The sequence below is a fragment of the Bradyrhizobium vignae genome, assembly GCF_900324035.1.
GTDB classification, from domain to species: Bacteria; Pseudomonadota; Alphaproteobacteria; order Rhizobiales; family Xanthobacteraceae; genus Bradyrhizobium; species Bradyrhizobium vignae.
The window spans coordinates 6,271,329-6,291,444 of record NZ_LS398110.1 but is presented as its reverse complement, the minus strand read 5'-3'; the positions used below and the strand labels follow the sequence as shown (position 1 = coordinate 6,291,444).

The following is a 20,116-nucleotide window of genomic DNA, read 5'->3' as shown; positions in this document are numbered from 1 at the left end:
TGACGATCTCGAGACGCTGAAAGCGATGCTGCTTGCCGAGCGGTGCGAGAGCGAACGGCTGCGTCAGATCATCAAGGAAATGCAGCGACACCGGTTTGGCCGGCGGGCGGAGACGCTACCCGAAGATCAGATGCTGCTGGGCCTGGAAGACGTCGAGCAAGTCGCCGCGGACGGCAAGACGGCACAGGACGTCACTGCAGCTGAAGGCCGCGATGCGCGAGCTCCCAAGCGCCGCGGCAACCGTGGCGCGTTGCCGGCGCACCTGCCGCGGATCGAGGTCATCGTCGATATCGAGGATAAGACCTGTCCCTGCTGCCAAGGCGAGCTACACCGGATCGGCGAGGATCGAAGCGAACGGCTGGACCTGGTCCCGGCGCAGTTCCGGATCCTCGTGACCCGGCGGCCCAAATACGCCTGCCGGGCCTGCGAGGATGGGGTCATGCAGGCGCCAGCCCCGGCTAGGCTGATCGAGGGCGGATTGCCGACCGAGGCTACCGTCGCCCAGGTGTTGGTCTCCAAATATGCCGATCACCTGCCGCTCTACCGGCAGGCGCAGATTTATGCCCGTCAGGGCATTGAGCTCGATCGTTCAACGTTGGCGGACTGGGTGGGACAAGCAGCCTTCCATCTGCGTCCGTTGCATGAGCGCCTCCTCGGCAAGCTCAGGCAACGGCCAAAGCTGTTCGCCGACGAGACGACAATGCCGGTGCTTGATCCCGGCCGCGGGCGCACCAAGACCGGTCAGCTCTGGGCCTATGCGGCAGACGACCGACCATGGGGCGGCGTCGATCCGCCGGGCGTCGCCTATGTCTATGCCCCCGATCGCAAAGCCGATCGACCGATCGTTCATCTTGCAGGCTTCAAGGGGATCCTGCAGGTCGACGGCTATGCCGGCTACGCCAAACTCGCTGAGCGGGGCACTGTTGAGCTTGCGTTCTGTTGGGCGCACATGCGCCGCAACTTCTATGAGCTCGCAACACCTGGCCCGGCACCTATCGCGAGCGAGGCGCTCAAGCGCATCGCCGAGTTCTACGCGATTGAGAAGGACATCCGCGGCCGCAGCGCCGAGGAGCGTCGCCTCGTGCGGCAGCAGAAAAGCCGGCCGCTTGCTGATACCTTCCAGAAGTGGCTACACGCAAAACTCGCCCTGATCAGCCAGAAGGGCAAGCTCGCCGACGCCATCCGCTATGCGCTCTCACGCTGGGAGGGTCTGACGCGCTTCATCGATGATGGCCGTATCGAGCTCGACAACAACGCCGTCGAACGTTCGATCCGTCCAATCACGCTCAACCGGAAGAACGCGCTGTTCGCAGGTTCCGACGGCGGTGCCGAGCACTGGGCCATCATCGCATCCCTGGTCGAAACCTGTAAGCTGAATGACGTCGATCCGCTTACTTACCTGACCGACGCGCTCACCAGCATCGTAAACGGCCATCCAAACCGCGACATCGACCAGCTACTGCCCTGGGCTCATCGCGCTCAAGCCCTCAAAGCCGTGGCCTGAGAACGACGCTTACGAATATTTCTGCCCGTGGGGACGAGCTGGCAACAGGTCGTGGGAACGATGGCACGCAAGACCAACAGTCGAACTGAGAGCAGGCAGGATCGCTCCTGGCCGCCCGCCGCGGTCGCAAGCCATGGGCGACGCGGCTAGCGCTTCCTGCTAGTGGGCTTGCCTCGGCGGGGGCGCTTCTTCGGCTTGGGCCTTGTTGGTTTTTCGCTCTGTTCAGCCGCGAGAACTCGGGCTCGGATTTCCTCTAATTCAACCAGTGCAGAAACGATGCTCTGAAGACGTTCGCGAATTGCAGCAGCAGGTATCACCGCTCGACCGCGGGTGCTCATGGACGCCCCCAACTATTCTTCTTTGGCGCCGCCGTTGGGCACCCGCTCGAAGTCTTCCCTTTTCGGCGAACCTAGTCCTTAACAAATTTAAACGACGACTACCGCGTCCCAGCCAGGTCGATTTGTTCCCGGAGGGAACACTGCAGCATCCTGTCAACCGCGTATTCTCGATCCGTGCGTAAGGTGTCCAAGCGCCGGCAGAAAGCAGAACGGCGTAAAGTTTATGCACGACCAGGACCTGCTTTCCGCCAGCTCGACCTTCTCGCGACTGTGGAGCAGCAGGAGCGCGCCAGGGTCGCCGCGCGGGACGATGAGGGTGAGCGCTCAAATCGCCTGAGAGGTTATGGAGCGCATTCACGGCCGCGTGTATGAAGCCATTTGAGGCCGCCAACGAAGCGAAGCTGAAACAACGCAATCCGATACTGTGCTGGTAACGCCCGTTGCGGGAGGCTCAAATGCGTAGCCTGATTTTCGGTGCGGCTCTCCTAGTGCTCGCAACCATCGGATGCTCGACGTTTATTTCGGCTGCCCTTTCCGCAGCACGGGATGCAAAGGCCGCAACATTCTCCGAGCGGTTCGCGCCAGCAATCAAGGTTCCCTCAAGCAGCTAGTCCTGCCAGGCGAACCGGCGAGCGGATTGCGAGGCCTTAATGGGGAGCTTTGTCTTCGCGCTTGAGGAGCTCCAGTCGGCGCTCTAGCTCTTCCTTCTTCGCCAAAAGCCTCCCGGCCAGAACATCATTGACGAGGGTGTGAAGTTGCCAGAGCTCTTCAAGAGCCATGCTCTCGAAAGGCTTCCGTTCCATGAATCCCCCCGACTCGCGTATGGCACAAGGCTAGCGCGAAATAAAAAACGGTGCCACTTTGATTCGTCGTTGTTCGCCACAAGCTTCGTGAGCCTCAGCGAGCTTTCAGTAGCTGTCGCGGGCCATCTCGGCCTTCATGATCTCGGCCAGTCCCGCGCACTCTTCGGCCCGATCTCTGAGCCGTTTAGGCGCAGCACGATCCATTCGGCAAGAGCCAAGCTCGGAAACGCATCCCACCACATATAGCAAATACCGTTGAGTGCGTTGCTCGCGGCTTGGCTGAGGTGAGACAGGCGAGGCTTGCAACGAGGCTCGAACACTTTGGCAAATAGAGAAGCGACAGACCTGACGCACCGAACGCGGCCTTCGACCGGAACACCAGTTGAATAGAGCCACCGGCGATCGCCGGCGGCATTGGTATTCACAAGGTAGGTTAGGCCCTGCGCGATTTGGCTGTCGGCAAATCCCTGTAGCGCCGGCTGCCCGATTTCGACAAAGGGAAATGGTCGATGACGAAAGCAAAAAAAACAACTTCACACGTTTGCGCGGAGTGCCAAGCGTGGGTACGAACGCACTAGACAAGGGCGGCTGAGGTCGGCACGCTAACCGCCTTGAAGGCGCCTCTACGTTAGCTTTCAGAGGAATCGCCTGAACCCTTTCCTGGTTGCTGCCCTTGGTCGCGAAGTTGCTCGAGCCTACTTTCGAGGAGTTCCTTCTTAGCGGCTATCCTCGCGGCCAGCACTGAATCGACGTCCTGGTGCAGCTCCCACAACTCGTCAATGGACATATCCTGGAGCTGCTTTCGGTCAATCATTGCACTGGAACGCGTGTCTCAACGGGCTGCTTCCGCCTCGGTCTTAGGCCGGTCTAATATAGGACTCGCCGGAACGCCCTGTTATGGAGAGCCAAATACCAGTCTTGTGATTCTCAGCCCGTCAGAGCCTTGACCCACTGCTCTTCGCCTGAGCCGCCTTCGCATTCGAGGGTGACAACCGGCCCGTCACCCAGAGCAAGCTTGACATTTCTTGCGTTAGTAAGGCTTCTTATGAGTCGTTCCGATCCCGAGATTGAGCCCTCAGCAAGTACGGGATCACCCTCAGGAGAAACGGTGAGCCAGTAAGAGACTCTCTCGTTGCGCCCGTCTATGATGATGGTCCCTTCGCCGATTAGATCATCGGTTGTCTCGTCATGCACGTCCATCGTTCACCCTCCAATCGGAGAAGCCCAGGCATCGCTCGCTTCTTGGTCGATGTACGTGGTGGGCATCCTGCCTGCTTTCGGCCACCCTGCGAACGAACCTGCTGTAGCGGTTGCCATGTTGTTTCTAGTCGGAAGCCGACAATCTGGACGCACCGTCGCGCAAATTTGGCCATGCGCAGCCGCATGCTGAAGCTGCGACGGAGCGCCTTTCGCAGCCCAACTCAATAAAAGGACTGTGCTGGTGATCTTCAATGGCGAGCCCGCGCCTGGCGGGCTCCGACTTGGTGCGCGCGAGCCTCATCTTCTGTGGCCACGGCCCTTCTCTCGATTGCCCTCCCGGAATTTGACCCTCAGGCGGATCAATCAGTCTCGCGTTTGGCCGGCCGATGCCACATCCGAGCCCGTCGTCGGACGACATCGAAGCGACGCCACCCGAGATCCAGACGGCGCGAACCCGAAATCAGCATCGCGAGAAGTCGATCTTGGCCAGCGCTTCACCCGGGTTATCGGCTTTGCCGCAGTCGCCGGACGGCTTGAGGTTGCAGTCGTCTTTCGACGGCCGGCCGTAATCCTTGGGTGGTTGGCAGTCGTCGTTGGCGTCCCTCGAGCCAGGATCGCGCTTCGCGCCATTGCCCGTGGCACCCCCGGGGCAGGCATCGCGAGCGTGCGCGGTCTCGGTCGATTTCGCGCCTTCGGCGGCAAACTCGGTGGCCCCGACATCTCGCTCAGGCGCCGCTGCTGGTCTGTCGCTTGTCATTCCGACCCGAAATGGCTTCGCCGCCGCGCCAAGACGGATGAACATATCCGCTCCCTGGGTGATCTCGGGTCGGTGCGCCACGCTCACCCGCGTCATGTTTAGATGCCGAAGATTCGCATTGATTTCCTTCTCCTTCTCGGTGTCGAGATGTGCCGTGCCCTCGTCCAGAAACAGGATCTTCGGTCGCCTATAGAGCGCACGCGCAAGTAGTACTCGCTGCTTCTGCCCGCTGGATAACGAGCTTCCCATGTCGCCGATGAGGCTGTTGTAGCTCATCGGCATTGCCATGATGTCGTCGTGGATCCCGGCAATCCGCGCGCACTCGATCATCCCCTGCAGATCGAATGTCGTATCAAAGAAGCAGATATTGTCGGCAATCGACCCCGACAGCAATTGATCCTCCTGCATCACCGCGCCAATTTGCTCGCGATAGACGCGCGCTCCGATCTGGCTCAGCGGAAGGCCGTCGATCAGAACCTCTCCGCTTGTCGGCTCGAGCAGCCCAAGCATAATCTTGACAAGAGTTGACTTGCCGCAGCCCGAGGGTCCCATGATCGTCACGAATTGTCCGGGAGCAACGCACAGATTGACGTTGTTGAGAATCAGAGGCTCTCCTTCTGCATACCGGAAGCACACGTTACGCAGTTCGATCGCGCCGCGAATCTGTCGGATATAGGACAGGTCCAGGTCGTGCCCCCGCTCGAGCGGGGTGAGCGCAATGTCGGCAAGACGCTCCAGGTGCAGTCCGAGAATGCGGACATCCACCAGCTTCTCGATCAACAGCGCTGTCCGCTCAGCGAACTGCAGCTTGTAGCTGACGAACGCGAATATCATGCCAACCGTGATGAGGTTGTCCAGTGCGAGACGAGCGGCAAGGTAGATCGTGATCACGTTCTCCAAGCCAAATATCGTGTCGTTCATGGCTTTGAAGCTGATCCTCGCCCGCCCTAGCCGCACGTTGGCATTAATATACGCAGCATAGCGGTTCAACCACTGGCCCTCCCGCTCGTTCTCTCGGTTGAGCAACTTTAGGCTTTGCACCGCTCGCACGGTTTCGATGAAGGTGGAGTTCTCGTCTGCCTTGCTGTGAATGGCGGCTTCGCTCCGTTGTCGGAACATGCCGAAGAGAGCGAGCCGCAGGGCGGCATACAACGCGAACGCCAGCAGGACGACAAGTCCGAGCTGGACGCTGTAGGTGAACATCAACGCCAGCATCAACACCGACATGAGACCGTCGATCAGCCCCGTGATCAATCCCTCCGCGAGCACGTTGCGGATGGGTTCGATCGAGTTGAAGCGAGACAGGATGTCGCCGATGTGCCGCTTTTCGAAGAATGAGAGTGGCAAGCGCACCAAATGATGAAACAGCCGCGCGCCGATTTGAAAGCTCAACGTGTTCTGCAGAACAAGAATGATGAACGAGCGGGTCGCGGTCGAGGCGACCCGTATCAGGAGAAGGAGCGCGAATCCTAGCCCGAGTACGATCAGCAGATCGACATCTCCTCTGGCGATGACCTCGTCAACGGTGAGTTGCATATAGAAAGGGGCGGCGAGTAGAAGAATTTCGATGACCACCGACAGAACTAATATTTGGGCGAAAGCATAATTGCTTCCGTTCATTCCGCTCCAGAACACCGAGAACGGCAGCCGCACTCTTTCATCCGTGCGACAGAACTTTTCAGTGGGCGAGAGTTCGAGCGCGACCCCGGTGAGGTGTCTAGACGCTTCAGTGAGGGGGAGCCATTTTTCGCCGGCTGCCGGATCGTGCACCACGATCCCTTTCCTCCTGTATGCTTTCAGAACAACGAAATGAGCCATGTCCCAATGCAGAATGGCCGGCACACGTAATTGGCAGAGGTGGCCGATCTCGATTCGCAGCGGCCGACATGCCAGCCCGAGGTGAGCTGCAATCTGCATGAGGTCGCGAAGAGTGACGCCCTTTAGGGACACCGGATGCCGGCGCCGCAGGCTGTTCAGGTCAGTTCGATGACCATGATAAGATGCTACCATGGCGAGGCATGCGAGCCCGCACTCCGTCGCCTCCGTCTGCCGGATGACTGGGAGGGATCTGCGTCCGCTGAAATTCAAAAGTCCCTGCATGCGCTACATCCTCGCGCTCAACACCGGATCGAGCAGCCACCTCATCAGGGACCGTTGCTCAAGGATCACGTCGGCCCGCAGCAGCATGTCCGGCTGAAGCGGCATCTTGCGGCCATAGGCGTCGATGTCGGGCCGCTCGAGAGCCGCCGTCACACGGTAAGCTGGTTCCTTGAGGGTGATCGGCCCGGTCGTTTCGTTGCCGGTCAGAATCGTGTGGGAGACCTTTGTCACGCTGCCGCGGTAGGTGCCGAATTTCTGATAAGGAAATGCCTCATAAAGTATTCTAACCTGCTGGCCGGGGCGCACAAAGCCAAACGCGCGTGTCGGAAAGAACAGCTCCGCCTGCAAGTGCGCATCAAGGGGAATGATTTCGAGCTGCATATGCCTTGGATCGGCGATCTGGCCAACAGTCGCCTGCAGCGTGGACACGCGGCCACTCGTTGGCGCCCTGATAACGTAAGCCTGCCGCCCGTTCACCTCGGCCGCGCGCTGTTCGATCGAGGAGAGTTCATTACGCAGTCCTCGGATCCGCTCTGCGGCGACGGTGGGGAGTTGCTCGAGTGTATGCCGAGCGTCTGTCAATTGGGTGCGCCGTGCGGTGATCTGCTGATCCAGCGAGACCACGCTCTGCTTTTGCTCAAGGGCGGCCTGCTCGCGGCGCTTGAGCTCAATCGTTGGCAATGCGCCGCTCGCGGTTAGCTTAGCGCCCGTTGATACGAAGCTCTCGGAAAGCTTCAGCCGCTCGTTTTGGATGTTCCGCTGGTCCTCGAGCTGGGCAATCTCTCCTTCAATCCCCTTGATCGTGGAAGCGAGGCGATCCTGTTCCGAGGCGGTTCGTCGATCTTCCGCATCGATCTGTCGCTCGACCACATTGCGTTGCTGCGTCAGCACTGCAAGGACGGTGGCATTGACGTCATCGCCACTGGCGGTGATTTGGGAAGTGACTACGGTCAGGAGCGGGTCACCCTCCGCAACCTCTTGCCCTTCCTTCACTTGTATCGCTTTAACGAAGCCCTGTTGTGGCACGAAAATCTTGGCTGTGCCGGAGGTCGGCGTGAGATACCCGGAGACGGTCTCCTTGCGCGCGTATTGCGCGATGGAGAGAAAGCACAGAATGAGTATGACGAGCCCCACCAGGCTCCAGCTAAGGAGCGTGCTCGATAGCGGCTGCAGCAATACGACCTCACCCCAGCTGTGGCGCTGATGCAAAAAATCGACGGCTTCCTTGCGAAATAGAGCTGGCCGAGTCGCCATGGGCGCGCCTTGCTGTGCTCTTACTCATCAGCGCTGCGCGGAGTAGCGTTCCGCCGCAGCAAGACTGCGGGTCGATACCGGAGAACCGCTTCCCCTTATGGAGAAGCGGTTCGCCGACGCATCTTGGCTTTACCCAACAAAGATTTGGGACTGGGACTGCTTGGACAGCAGGCCCACCTGAACTTGGTTTCCGCTGAGGACATTGATGTCGCCAGTTCGGATCAGTGATCCATCATGGCACCCACAGCCGCCGGTGCCGGCGGCCACGAGATCGAGCTCCTCATCTGACAGTTCGATAGGGTGAGCAAGATTGGTCATCTCTAGCATGTTGGCCTCCTTTCGATGTAAGTGGCGGAACATTGATGTAACTGTTGCCACGTCATCACTAGGTGCAAGACGCCAATTTGGATGCACGGCCGCGCAAATTTTGTGAGCGGCACGCGTTTGACGCTTTGCCGCATCCTGATTGTGCAACGTCTTATGCGAGGTGAGTCAAAGCGGGTGACGGTGCGGTTTCGTCATAACGAATTGGACGTTCGGATCTTCTTGACGGCGTGACGGAGATGCGACGCGTTTCGAACGAACGCGCGCTGGGACGCTATAGCGGAGTTCGGTCCAAGAACCGCCTTAGCCTTTTGGCTGCATGATCGCTGCGCAAAGGTCTTAGACGTGGTCGGAGATGTGTGCGCTAAAGTTATGAATGCGACTTAGCGACCGTTTTTGAAGCCTCCATTTTCGAAGTCGACGAAAGGGATAACGTCGCTTCGCACGGCGACTTGCCTGGCTGACGCGCACGACGCATTACCCGCCTGCGCCGGTGACGACCGTTGGCCATTTGGCGGTCGGGAAAAAGTTTGAAAACGTCGGGAACGAAGTTGATGCTGTTGACTTGAGTTCGCCGACGGTCGATTTCGTATTTTTTTAAAACGGATCATTTAAATTAATTTTAAATGCAGGGCATTAAATGCCACGGGCAGTCCTGCAGGTGAAAGCAGTCGCGAATCTGCTTTGTGAGGGGTTACTTCGACCATGCCCCATCCATGCGCCGATGTGACGAAGGGAACGCCTCGCTCCGCCCCAGCGCGGCACGAGGGTTATTCAAATTGCGAGACGGCGCTTGATTACGAAACCGCTCTGCTGGAGTGCGCCTCCGGATCGCAGTCGGCCGTCGGCAAGATCTACGCCCGGGAGAAGGAACAACTGCGCGCGATGGCGCACCGGATCGTGCACGACAGATCGCGTTCCGAGGACGTCATCCACGACGCATTCGCGCAGATTCTCCGATGTGCGAAAGACTTCGATCCTGCGCGAGGATCCGCCCGGGGCTGGATTTACGCGATCGTCCGCAACACAGCGCTCAAGATGCGGCAGAACGCCGGGCGCGAACTCGCGCTCGAGGATGATGCATTGAATGCCATCTGCGCGCGCGAACAGACCACTCCGAACCCTGCGTCCTGTATCCCAGACAGCATGACGCTGCGAACCATGCTCGACCAGCTTGAGCCACAGCGTCGCGCGAGCCTGCTTCTGGCGATCGTCGACGGGCGCACGCACGAGGAGATTTCCGAATGTCTGCGGGTTCCCGTCGGAACCGTCAAGGCGTGGATCCGGAGAGAGCTCGTGGCCATGCGCCGGCAGCTCGAATGAGTTCTTCGCCGATGCATCCACGGGTGTGCTTCGGCGACAGTAGGGGTGGACCGCGTGGTGATCCCGGCAGGGCACGCGCGCGTGACCCTCGTGCCGTCGCAAAGCTGAAGCGAGGAGCGAAGCCATGTCTATCCTGAGCAGCGTTACGAGCATTCTCGGGCTCGGAAAGCTTGCAGGAACCGGCGTCCCACCCGAGGAATGCACGTCGACCAAGCCCGACGACTGCGGCGAGGGCAAGCAGTCAAAGTGGAATGACGATCGTAGGGGTAACGACGAGTCTTCGAACAGCGACGGAAAGGACAATTATTCCAAGCTTAGCGGCATGGGCGCCTACCCGAAAGACGCCAAGGGCGACTACCCAGCGCACGATGGTAGCTGGAAGGACGTCAAGGACGGCGAATACCAGCCCAAGGATTATTGGGACAAGGGGGCTGACGATGGCAGCAGGGGCGACACCGATCGCAGTCCGGGTGAAGCGCTAGCCAAGTTCGACTTCTCCCATGGTGAATTCGCGGGTGATTTCAGCTCGCACGGTCCCGATCATTCGGGTGACATACAGGGCGCGCTCGCTTCGATGTCTTGCGACGATGCACTCGAATACGCCATCGATTTGATGGGCCCAACGGATCACTTCGACGTAGGGCATTTCGACACGGCGACGGATACGCCGCACGACACGAACGCCTGACATGCCGAAGAGACGCTGGCGGTGAATACTGCCGGGCGAGAGTGGTTTTTGAACGAGAAAGGCGGCGGTCATGCAGCAGGTGGAAAAGCGCGAACTGTTCGAGCAAGAGCGGAAGATTTTCGAAGCCGGAGTGCAGCGCGCTGACAAGCGATCCGGATCTTTCAGTTTCTTGACCTGGTCGTTCTTCATTGCCCCGCTGATCGCCTGCGAAGAGTTCCTTGCGGCTCCGTTCAAATCCGCGCTGGCCGAGCAAGAAGACGCGACAACCGCTCAGGCAGGAGCGGGGCCGCAAGCGACGGACGACCAGCTGCCTGCGACCGATCCTGCGAAACCGGGCCCGGAGGATGAGAGGCCTAAGGGGCTGGCCGCTTCGTCGGAGACGCATGTGGCTCAGCTCGATCCGACCGGCCTCCCGGCGGAGCCGCATGAACACACGCCGAGACCGAGCACCGCTCGTGGCGACGCGATCGCCGCTGCGAACTATGGGGGTGAGGGCGGAGGTAGCGAAGATGCCGAGTCCTGCAAGCACCATGCTCACACCTCGGCCGACGTTAGTAACGTCAGTTGCGTGAACTCGCCGTCAGCAGAGTCGGACGTCGGAAGCACTGAAGTGTCTGGTGGGTCAACGCTCGAATCCATTCGATCTGATTTGCTTTGCGGCTCGTCTAGCCCGTCGATCGTCAGCTCCTTTCCCCTGCTTGGAATGGTCGGTGATCTGAGCAATGACGTGGTGCTAGGGATTGCGCCGGTCGAGGCGATGGTGCCGCCGGCGCTCACGACGACGAGCGACACCGTCAGCACGCTACCGGATGGCGAGGTCTGCGCGATGGCGCAGCCGACGCTCACGAGCCTGGCCCACACCGCGGGCACGCTGCCCGACGACGTGGCTGGAACGATTGCGGTGGTCGAAGCGGCGGTGCCGCCGGCACTCGCGACGATGACCGACACCGTCAGCACGCTGCCCAACGACGTGGCCGGCGCGATCGCGCCGCCTGAGGCGGTGCAGCCGACGCTCACGACGTTGGCGGACACCGTGGGCACGCTGCCCGACGGCATGGTTGCTACGATTGCGCCAGTCGAAGCGGCGGTGCCGCCGGCACTCGCCACGGCAACCGACACCCTCAGCACGCTGGCCAACGACGTGGCCGGCGCAATCGCTCCGGCCGAGGCAGCGCTGTCGACGCTCACGACCGTGGCCGAGACCGCGGGCACGCTGCTGCCCAACGACGTGGGTGAAACGATTGCGGCGGTCGAACCGGCGGTGCTGCCGGCGCTCACGACGGTGATCGACACCGTCAGCACGCCGCCCAACGACGTCGCCGGCGCAATCGCGCCGATCGATGCGGTGCCGCCGACGCTCACGACCTTGGCCGACACCGCGGGCACGCTGCCCAACGACGTGGTTGGAACGGTGGTTGGAACGATTGCGGCGGTCGAAACGGCAGTGCCGCCGGCGCTCACGACGGTGACCGACACCGTCGGCACGCTGGCCAACGACGTGGCCGGCGCAATCGCTCCGGCCGAGGCAGCGCCGTCGACGCTCACGACCTTGGCCGACACCGCGGGCACGCTGCTGCCCAACGACGTGGGTGAAACGATTGCGGCGGTCGAACCGGCGGTGCTGCCGGCGCTCACGACGGTGATCGACACCGTCAGCACGCCGCCCAACGACGTCGCCGGCGCAATCGCGCCGATCGATGCGGTGCCGCCGACGCTCACGACCTTGGCCGACACCGCGGGCACGCTGCCCAACGACGTGGTTGGAACGGTGGTTGGAACGATTGCGGCGGTCGAAACGGCAGTGCCGCCGGCGCTCACGACGGTGACCGACACCGTCGGCACGCTGGCCAACGACGTGGCCGGCGCAATCCCGCCGGTCGAAGCGGCGGTGCCGCCAGCACTCGCGACGATGACCGACACCGTCAGCACGCTGCCCAACGACGCGGCCGGCGCAATCGTGCCGGTTGAGGCGGTGCAGCCGACGCTCACGACGTTGGCGGACACCGTGGGCACTCTGCCCGACGGCATGGTTGCTACGATTGCGCCAGTCGAAGCGGCGGTGCCGCCGGCACTCGCCACGGCGACCGACACCGTGGGCACGCTGCCGAACGACGTGGTTGGTACGATTGCGGCGGCCGAGGCGGCGGTGCCGCCCGCACTCGCGACGACGACCGACACCGTCAGCATGCTGGCCAGCGACGTGGCCGGCGCAATCGCTCCGGCCGAGGCAGCGCCGTCGACGCTCACGACCTTGGCCGACACCGCGGGCACGCTGCTGCCCAACGACGTGGGTGAAACGATTGCGGCGGTCGAACCGGCCGTGCTGCCGGCGCTCACGACGGTGACCGACACCGTCAGCACGCTGCCCAACGACGCGGCCGGCGCAATCGCGCCGGTTGAGGCGGTGCCGCCGACGCTTACGAGCCTGGCCGACACCGTCAGCACGCTGCCTAGCGATGTGGCCGGCGCAATCGCGCCGGTTGAGGCGGTGCCGCCGACGCTCACGACCTTGGCCGACACTGCGGGCACGCTGCCCAACGACATGGTTGGGACGATTGCGGCGGTCGAAGCGGCGGTGCCGCCCGCACTCGCGACGGTGACCGACACCGTCAGTACGCTGCCCAACGACGTCGTCGGCGCAATCGCGTCGGTCGATGCGGTGCCGCCGACGCTCACGACCGTCGCCGACACCGTGAGCACGCTGAGCAACGAGGTGGTTGGCCCGACGACTGTTCCAGACAGTCAGTCGACCACGTTGCCGCAAACGGTTGCATCGGACAGCACGGGAGCTCACACCCTGGCGAGTTCAGCACCAGCCTTTGAGATCGTGGGGTTGGCAGTGGATACGGCCAACGGTGCACCTGGTGATGTATCACAGCCCACCGGTGTGGCTGGCGATGCTTTGGCGAGTGCGGCGCCGGTCGCTGACACGAGCGCGCCGGTGCTCGCCACAACAGCTGCCGCTCCGACCGATCCGGCGAGCGAGCTCTCGCATCCGGCCGACAGTGCGATTATGGCTGGCGATGCTCTTGCGAGTGCGGCGCCGGTCGCTGACACGGGCGAGCCCGTGCTCATCACAACGGCTGCGGCTCTGACCCATGCGACGAGCGACGTATCGCAACCGGCCGACACGGGCAGTGTGACTGCGAGTGCGGCGCCCGTCGCTGACACGAGCGAGCCGGTGCTCACCACAACAACAGCTGGCGTTCTGACCAATCCGACCAGCGACGTCTCGCATCCAGTCGACACAGGCAGTGTGGCGGGCGATTCTCTTGCGGCCGTCGCTGACGCGGGCGAGCCGGTGCTCGCCACAACGGCTGCTGCGCTGACCGATGCGCCGAGCGACGTGGCGCAGCCCCCCGATACGGGCAGTGTAGCTGGGGATGCTGTGGTGAGTACGGCGCCAGTCGCTGACGCGGGCGAGCCGGTGCTCGCCACAACGGCTGCCGCTCTGACCGATCCGACCAGCGACGTGTCGCATCCGGTCGACACGGGCAGTGTGGCGGGCGATGCTCCTGCGAGTGCGGCGCCGGTCGCTGACACAGGCGAGCCGGTGCTCGCCACAACGGCTGCTCCGCTGACCGATGCGTCGAGCGACGTGGCGCAACCGGTCGACACGGGCAGTGTGACTGGCGATGCTCTTGCGAGTGCGGCGCCGGTCGCTGACACGAGCGAGCCCGTGCTCGCCACAACGGCTGCGGCTCTGACCGATCCGACCAGCGACGTGGCGCATCCGGTCGACACGGGCAGTGTGGCGGGCGATGCTCCTGCGAGTGCGACGCCGGTCGCTGACACGAGCGAGCCGGTGCTCCCCACAACGGCTGCGGCCCTGACCGATCCGACCAGCGACGTGTCGCATCCGGTCGATACGGGCAGTGTGGCGGGCGATGCTCTTGCGAGTGCGGCGCCGGTCGCCGACACGAGCGAGCCCGTGCTCACCACAACGGCTGCGGCCCTGACCAACCCGACTAGCGACGTGGCGCATCCGGCCGACACGGGCAGTGTGGCGGGCGATGCTGCAGTGAGTACGGCGCCGGTCGCTGACACGAGCGAGCCCGTGCTCACCACAACGGCTGCCGCCCTGACCAACCCGACTAGCGACGTGGCGCAACCGGCCGACACGGGCAGTGTGGCGGGCGATGCTCATGCGAGTGCGGCGCCGGTCGCTGACACGAGCGAGCCCGTGCTCACCACAACGGCTGCTCCGCTGACCGATGCGTCGAGCGACGTGGCGCAACCGGCCGACACGGGCAGTGTGGCCGGCGATGCTGCAGTGAGTACGGCGCCGGTCGCTGACGCGAGCGGGCCGGTGCTCACCAGCGCCGGAGACTCGCTCAGCACGACCGAGCCCGTAGACCCGGCCGTGCCGGACACCGGCAGCGCTCAAACGTCTGGATCGGCCGACACCCTTCTTGCGCTCGCCAGCACAGCTGACGCTCCGATCGAGAGTTCGGGATCCGTGACCGCTGCCCCGCAGAACGTCGTGACGGACACATCGAATGCTGCGGTGACGACCACCGTCGCGGGCGATGTGATCGCGTTGAACGATGCGCCACCGCCTCCGGCAGATACGCTGTTCAACGGAACCCAGTATACAGACTATGGCGTCTCGCTCAGCGGCGACATCGCGCCCCCGCAGACGGCTACGTCTCAGGCGGACGCCGTACCGGCCCAAGATATTTCGGCGCCGGTGGCTGCCGATGTCCAAAATCCCGCGCCGCCGCCTCCCGATATCGTGGATGCTACTCAGATCGATCACCTTGGAACTCACGATGCCGTCCTCTAGTGGGAGGCAAACATGGCTGCTGTCGAGACACTGGACGATCCGCAGCGCACCCACTCCAGAGCTCAACTTCGCGTCACACCCAACGGCGAGGCCCGCGACTATGTCGGACCTGTCAACGCGCTGGCCGCCTGGCGTTCGGTTGCGCGCACCAACCTGATAGCAGTCGCGGCGTTTTCGGTCGTTGTGAATCTGCTGATGCTCACGTTGCCGATTTACCTCTTTCAAATATCCGATCGCGTGCTGACGAGCCGTAGTCTCGAGACACTGCTGATGCTCTCTGTTCTCGCGCTGGCGTTCATCGGTATCCTCTCGATCGTGGACATTCTGCGTCGGCAGGTGCTGGGGCGTCTTGCGACCAAGATGGAGGCGGTGCTCGGCGGCGCCGTGTTGGCGAGCAGCATCAACAACGCCAGGGCCGGCGAGGGCGGAACGATCCAGGCGATCCGCAGCCTTCACCAGGTGCGGGGTTTCATCTCGAGCCCTATCATGCTTCTGCTGATGGACGCGCCACTCTCACCACTCTACTTCGCAGTCATATTCCTCGTTCACCGACATCTGGGCTGGATCGCAGTGGTCTCGGGCCTGGTCCTCGCACTGATTGCGCTGATCAACCAGAAAGCGACCTCGGAACGTCTGAGCGAGGCAGGGCTGCATGCCGCTGAGGCCGATGCGGCGGCCGAGTCGCTGGCGCGAAATTCGCAGGTGATCAATGCGATGGGAATGCTGAGCGAAAGCATTCTCCACTGGGGGCGCCGGCAGGCGCCGGCGCTGACGGTCCAGAGCCAGGCCCTTGACCGGAATTTCTGGATCAGCGGTGCGTCGAAGTTCGTCCGGCTCGTGGCCCAGATCACGATTCTCGGTACCGGCGCCTATCTGGCCCTCCACGCCGAGATCACCGGCGGCATGATGATCGCGGCTTCGATCATTGCCGGCCGCGCCCTGCAGCCGCTCGAAGGCTTGATCGAGGGATGGCGTAGCTGCGTGCAGGCGCGATCGGCCTATGCCCGCGTCAAACAGGCGGTCGAGTCATTCCAGCGCGAGACGCCCAAGCTGCGCTTGCCAAGACCGCAAGGGCGCCTGAGCGTTGATCGGGTCTTGTATCTGCCGCCCGGCTCGAAGGAGCCGGTACTCAATGGTGTGTCGCTCGAGCTCGCGCCCGGAGAGTCGTTGGCCATTGTCGGACCGTCCGGATCGGGCAAGTCGACTCTCGCGCGCATTCTCGTGGGATGTCTGGTGCCGACAGCGGGAAAGGTCAGGCTGGACGGAACAGAGCTGCGCAACTGGGATCGCCGCCAGTTCGGGGAATATACCGGCTACTTGCCCCAGGAGGTCGAGCTATTTCCCGGTACCATCAAGCAGAACATCTGCCGCATGCGGGACGATTTGCCCGACGAGAGCATCTATGAGGCGGCGATGTTGTCGGGCATTCACGACATGGTCTGCCAGTTGAGGCAAGGATACGAGACCGTGCTCGACCGCAGTGGCGGGCCGCTCTCGGGAGGACAGAAGCAGCGCATCGCGCTTGCCCGGGCATTCTTCGGCAATCCGTCCCTCGTCGTGCTCGACGAGCCCAACTCGAATCTCGACGCAGCGGGCGAGCAGGCTCTGACCGAGACCCTGCAGCGCGCCAAGCGGCGGGGGGTCACCGCAGTGGTCGTAACCCTGCGCCCGGCGCTCCTGAACAGTGTTGACAAAGTGCTGATACTGCGGGCCGGACGCGCGGAAGCGTTCGGCTCTCCGAGCGAGGTGTTGCATCGCTTGGTTCGGTCGCCCGGCAGGCCCGGCGGAGATGCGCCGGAGCAGCCGCAGCGCATCGAATCCTCGGGCGGGTGATCAGCGCGGGAGGATAGCATGAGAGTAAAGGACGACATCGGTGAGTGGTACCGCGGTGTTCCGCTGAGCGCCAAATGGCCCATCTTCACCGGCCTTGCCATCCTGGTTGTTTGGCTCGGGTGTTTCGGCGTTTGGGCCGCAGTTGCCCCACTCAACAGTGCGGTCGTCGCTTCGGGCACGTTTGTGGCTACCGGGCAGAACAAGCTTGTCCAGCACTTCGAGGGCGGCATCATCCGCGAGATTGCGGTCAAGGACGGGGATGTCGTCGAGGCCAACCAGGTCCTCGTCCGCATGGACGATACCGCTGCCAACGCCAAACTGAGACGGCTGGTTTTGAAGAAGTATCGCCTGCTCGCCATGAAGGCGCGTCTAGAAGCTGAAATGAGCTCTTCGGATACTATCAAACCTCCGGCCGCATTCAGCGAGAGTGCACGTGATCCAGAAATCAAAGCGATTCTTGAGCGGCAACGTGCCGAGCTTCAGGCGCGCCGGGCCAGTCTGCTGACCGAGGAAAGCGTACTCGTGAAGCAGATCGCTGGGCTGGAGGAAAGCATCCGCGGATATCAGGCGCAAGTTCAGTCCACCAAAGAGCGTATTGGTTTGTTCGCCGAAGAGCTGAAGGACAAGAATTCGCTTCTTGGCCAGCAGTTGGTCCGCAAGTCGGATGTGCTGGCGCTGCGGCGTTCCGAGGCGGGTCTCGGGGGCGAGCTCGGCGAGTATCTCGGGCGCATCGCCGATTCGAAGGAACGGATCGCTCAAGCGAACGAGAGAATAGCGCAGCTCCATGCGACGGCGCTCCGGGATGCGATCAAAGAATTACGCGAGACCGAGGCGGATCTGGACGATGTTGAGGAACAGATTCGCGCAGCGCAGGACGTGGTCGACCGGATCGATGTTCGTTCGCCAGTTCGGGGCATCGTGGTGAAGAACAATTTCCATACGCCGGGCGGCGTCGTTTCTCCTGGCGCGGTCATCCTTGAACTCCTACCGATCGGCAATGAGCGCATCATCGAGGCGCATGTGAACCCGAAGGACATTTCGCATGTGAGCGTAGGTCAGGAAGCGCTGGTGCGGTTGTCGGCGCTCAACCAGCGCATCACGCCCATGGTCGGGGCGAGCGTCATCTATGTGTCAGCGGACGCCTTGGCGGAGCAAGTGAAGACCGAAGCCCGTCCCGACGGTGACACGCGTCGGGAATTCTATGTCATTCGGGTGCGCCTGGACCAGGACGATATTCTCAGGCAAATGCCTGAATTCATCCCGACACCAGGGATGCCCGCGGACGTTTACATCAAGACCGGAGAGCGCACGTTTTTCGAGTACATCATGAAGCCGGTCTTCGACAGCTTCTCGCGCGCGTTCCGCGAAACCTGAAGCGAGCATTTTGGACTTTGATGCTGAGCACTCGCGGGGACGTGAACTCAAGCCTTCGTCTAAGGCTTGCTGAACGGCGCCACTTCGCTCTCGGCCGAGAGCTCTCGGTTGCGCATACTGAAGCCGCGTTCAGGTTGATGCGGGAGATTGGTCGAGGCTTTGGGCTGTAAGGGTAAATTCGTCACTGATCTTACGCGCGACGCGCCCGCCCGCTTCGCCTTGGCGCAAGGATTGGTTAGCCCGACGTGTCACCCGGACTGCCGCGCTTCTCGAGGTTCACCGCGGCCATGCCATCTTAGTCGTGGTGCCCTCCGACACGCTTGAATGACCGGAAGGAGGAGCACGAAAAGAAATCTGATTGCACTCGGCGCCCTAACGCGCCGCAGGGGTGGCTCGTGGTCGTCCGATCGACGGGCCTTGTTGTTGATCGGCGCCGGGGACGGAGTTCCCCGTGACGCTCGCGCAGGAGCAACCGGCCTGCGCGAGGGCAGGACAACCACGACGAACAGAACGTTGACCAGTAGCCATATTCCCACAATGAGAAGGACAGTACGCACGAGGAACGACCATCGTTTGATCTAAGATCTGCCGAGCTTACCTCCTGTCTCATAGCCGTGACGCAGCCGACAGCACTACGCTCGCGCGGACCACTTCAGCGCAGCCCGGGCAAAGCACGGATTTGACAGCCCCTACCAAGATGCCGAGGCCGTTCGGGCCCCGAGCGCTTCGCGAGGGTCTGGGATCGGTCGCAGCCTAGTCCGGCGCAAAACTCAGGTCTGTGCGCTTTCGAACATTGATGCGCCTTCAGGTACGGGATTCCTATGCAGCATCCGGCGAGAGCCGGACAGGGATGGTTCGGCCTGCGAGCCGGTCGCCAAATGCCAGCGGTCGTCCTCAGCCCGCAATCCCGAAAACGCAGCTGGAGTCCTGGATTTGTTCCAGCAGGTGACCGTGGCGAGATATCGCAGGGTGAATAACCGGCGAATTCGCAGTTCGCAAAGAACCAATATCCCGTTTCGGCAGTTGACTCCGGCGTCATCCGAACAAGCAAGGTGTTTGTTTGGCCGATGAGCTTAGAAGCTGAGCCGGAACACCATGAAGGACCTCCGGCGACGATTGGAGAAGGTCCGCGCTAACGCCAGAGACTTTGCGCTGATGAGTCAGCAGGCGACGGACGTTGAAAAGCGCGAGCTGTTCAAGCGCATGGCGGATGAATTCGCTATCGAAGCTCTTGAGCTTGAGCTAATCGTGAAACAAAATGAGCCGTCGAATCCCTGCGACCAGCACGAGGTCGTGGAGTTTAAGCCGTCCTCTCAGAAGAAGCGCGGCTGACGCGGACAGAGCTAAGCCGACTGCTATATCGCGCATGCACGTCTTCGAGCGTGGCTCCGCGAGCGAGGAGGGCTGCTTACGGCGCATAGCGGAGTTTTCTCGTGAATTCCAACCGGGCTGCGCGAAAACTCCCCCGCCTGTTGTCCATCCACGCAGAAGGCGAGCAACACGTTGTCGGGCGCCGTACCATAATTGGTGTAGCCCACTGACGTAGAGGATGCCGCCGGCGATCAGCGGTCCCGGTTCCGGTGCCGGTCCATCGAGCGAGCCGCCACGCGCCGACACGCCGTTTACGGTCGCATAGTCCCGCATGGTGTCGCTCATCCGCTCAGGCCTGAATTGCCGCAGCGCGTTGCCATCAGGCGCGCGTGCCACGGCACCCGAGAGTCCCTGTTCGGGGCGGCCGCTTTCCCTGATCGCCTTTGAAATTTTTCCCTGATCCAGTTTTGACGGTTCAGTGCCAAAATGCCGTGTTTTCACGGCACTTCCTGGCGCGTTTC

At 62.1% G+C, this 20,116-nt stretch carries 12 protein-coding genes; 7 read left to right on the top strand and 5 right to left on the bottom strand.

Translation table 11 applies throughout. From position 1 onward, the window contains the following. The first annotated feature begins 25 nt into the window (after positions 1 to 25). On the top strand, positions 26 to 1,504 hold the full coding sequence (tnpC, locus tag BRAD3257_RS30520; RefSeq protein ID WP_122406836.1) for an IS66 family transposase: 1,479 nt from the start codon (positions 26 to 28) through the stop codon (positions 1,502 to 1,504). 985 nt (positions 1,505 to 2,489) lie between these two features. On the opposite strand, the gene BRAD3257_RS39870 is transcribed toward tnpC, so the two are convergent. From BRAD3257_RS39870 to BRAD3257_RS30495, 5 genes are all read right to left on the bottom strand, one after another. Then, on the bottom strand, positions 2,490 to 2,645 hold the full coding sequence (locus BRAD3257_RS39870) for a hypothetical protein (protein ID WP_160118875.1): 156 nt from the start codon (positions 2,643 to 2,645) through the stop codon (positions 2,490 to 2,492). Positions 2,646 to 3,572: 927 nt separating this feature from the next. Further along, the gene (locus BRAD3257_RS30510; protein WP_122404969.1) at positions 3,573 to 3,845 is read right to left on the bottom strand and encodes a hypothetical protein; all 273 of its coding nucleotides are present in this window, start codon (positions 3,843 to 3,845) and stop codon (positions 3,573 to 3,575) included. A gap of 460 nt (positions 3,846 to 4,305) precedes the next feature. Next, positions 4,306 to 6,702, bottom strand: coding sequence for a peptidase domain-containing ABC transporter (locus BRAD3257_RS30505; RefSeq protein ID WP_122404968.1), 2,397 nt, complete (start codon positions 6,700 to 6,702; stop codon positions 4,306 to 4,308). A gap of 3 nt (positions 6,703 to 6,705) precedes the next feature. Next, the gene (locus tag BRAD3257_RS30500) at positions 6,706 to 7,956 is read right to left on the bottom strand and encodes a beta-barrel domain-containing protein (RefSeq protein WP_122404967.1); all 1,251 of its coding nucleotides are present in this window, start codon (positions 7,954 to 7,956) and stop codon (positions 6,706 to 6,708) included. 129 nt (positions 7,957 to 8,085) lie between these two features. Further along, a complete protein-coding gene (locus tag BRAD3257_RS30495) occupies positions 8,086 to 8,283 on the bottom strand; it encodes a hypothetical protein (protein WP_244607743.1) in 198 nt (65 codons plus the stop codon). Between the two features lie 702 nt (positions 8,284 to 8,985). On the opposite strand from BRAD3257_RS30495, the gene BRAD3257_RS30490 reads away from it, so the two are divergent. The 6 genes from BRAD3257_RS30490 (at position 8,986) to BRAD3257_RS30465 (ending at position 19,616) form a co-directional block, all read left to right on the top strand. Next, positions 8,986 to 9,603, top strand: coding sequence for a sigma-70 family RNA polymerase sigma factor (locus tag BRAD3257_RS30490; protein ID WP_122404965.1), 618 nt, complete (start codon positions 8,986 to 8,988; stop codon positions 9,601 to 9,603). A gap of 124 nt (positions 9,604 to 9,727) precedes the next feature. After that, positions 9,728 to 10,291 carry a hypothetical protein gene (locus BRAD3257_RS30485; RefSeq protein ID WP_122404964.1) on the top strand — a complete coding sequence of 188 codons (564 nt, stop codon included), beginning with the start codon at positions 9,728 to 9,730 and terminating at the stop codon, positions 10,289 to 10,291. A gap of 70 nt (positions 10,292 to 10,361) precedes the next feature. Next, entirely contained in the window at positions 10,362 to 15,077 is a 4,716-nt protein-coding gene (locus BRAD3257_RS39865) for a beta strand repeat-containing protein (RefSeq protein WP_160118874.1), read from the top strand. A gap of 12 nt (positions 15,078 to 15,089) precedes the next feature. Next, complete coding sequence (locus BRAD3257_RS30475) at positions 15,090 to 16,910, top strand: type I secretion system permease/ATPase (protein ID WP_122404963.1); 1,821 nt, start codon at positions 15,090 to 15,092, stop codon at positions 16,908 to 16,910. 18 nt (positions 16,911 to 16,928) lie between these two features. Further along, positions 16,929 to 18,284 (top strand): HlyD family type I secretion periplasmic adaptor subunit, encoded by a 1,356-nt coding sequence (locus BRAD3257_RS30470; protein WP_122404962.1) that lies wholly within the window; start codon positions 16,929 to 16,931, stop codon positions 18,282 to 18,284. A 1,095-nt stretch (positions 18,285 to 19,379) separates the two neighbouring features. Continuing rightward, entirely contained in the window at positions 19,380 to 19,616 is a 237-nt protein-coding gene (locus BRAD3257_RS30465) for a hypothetical protein (RefSeq protein ID WP_122404961.1), read from the top strand. The last annotated feature ends 500 nt before the right edge of the window (positions 19,617 to 20,116 follow it).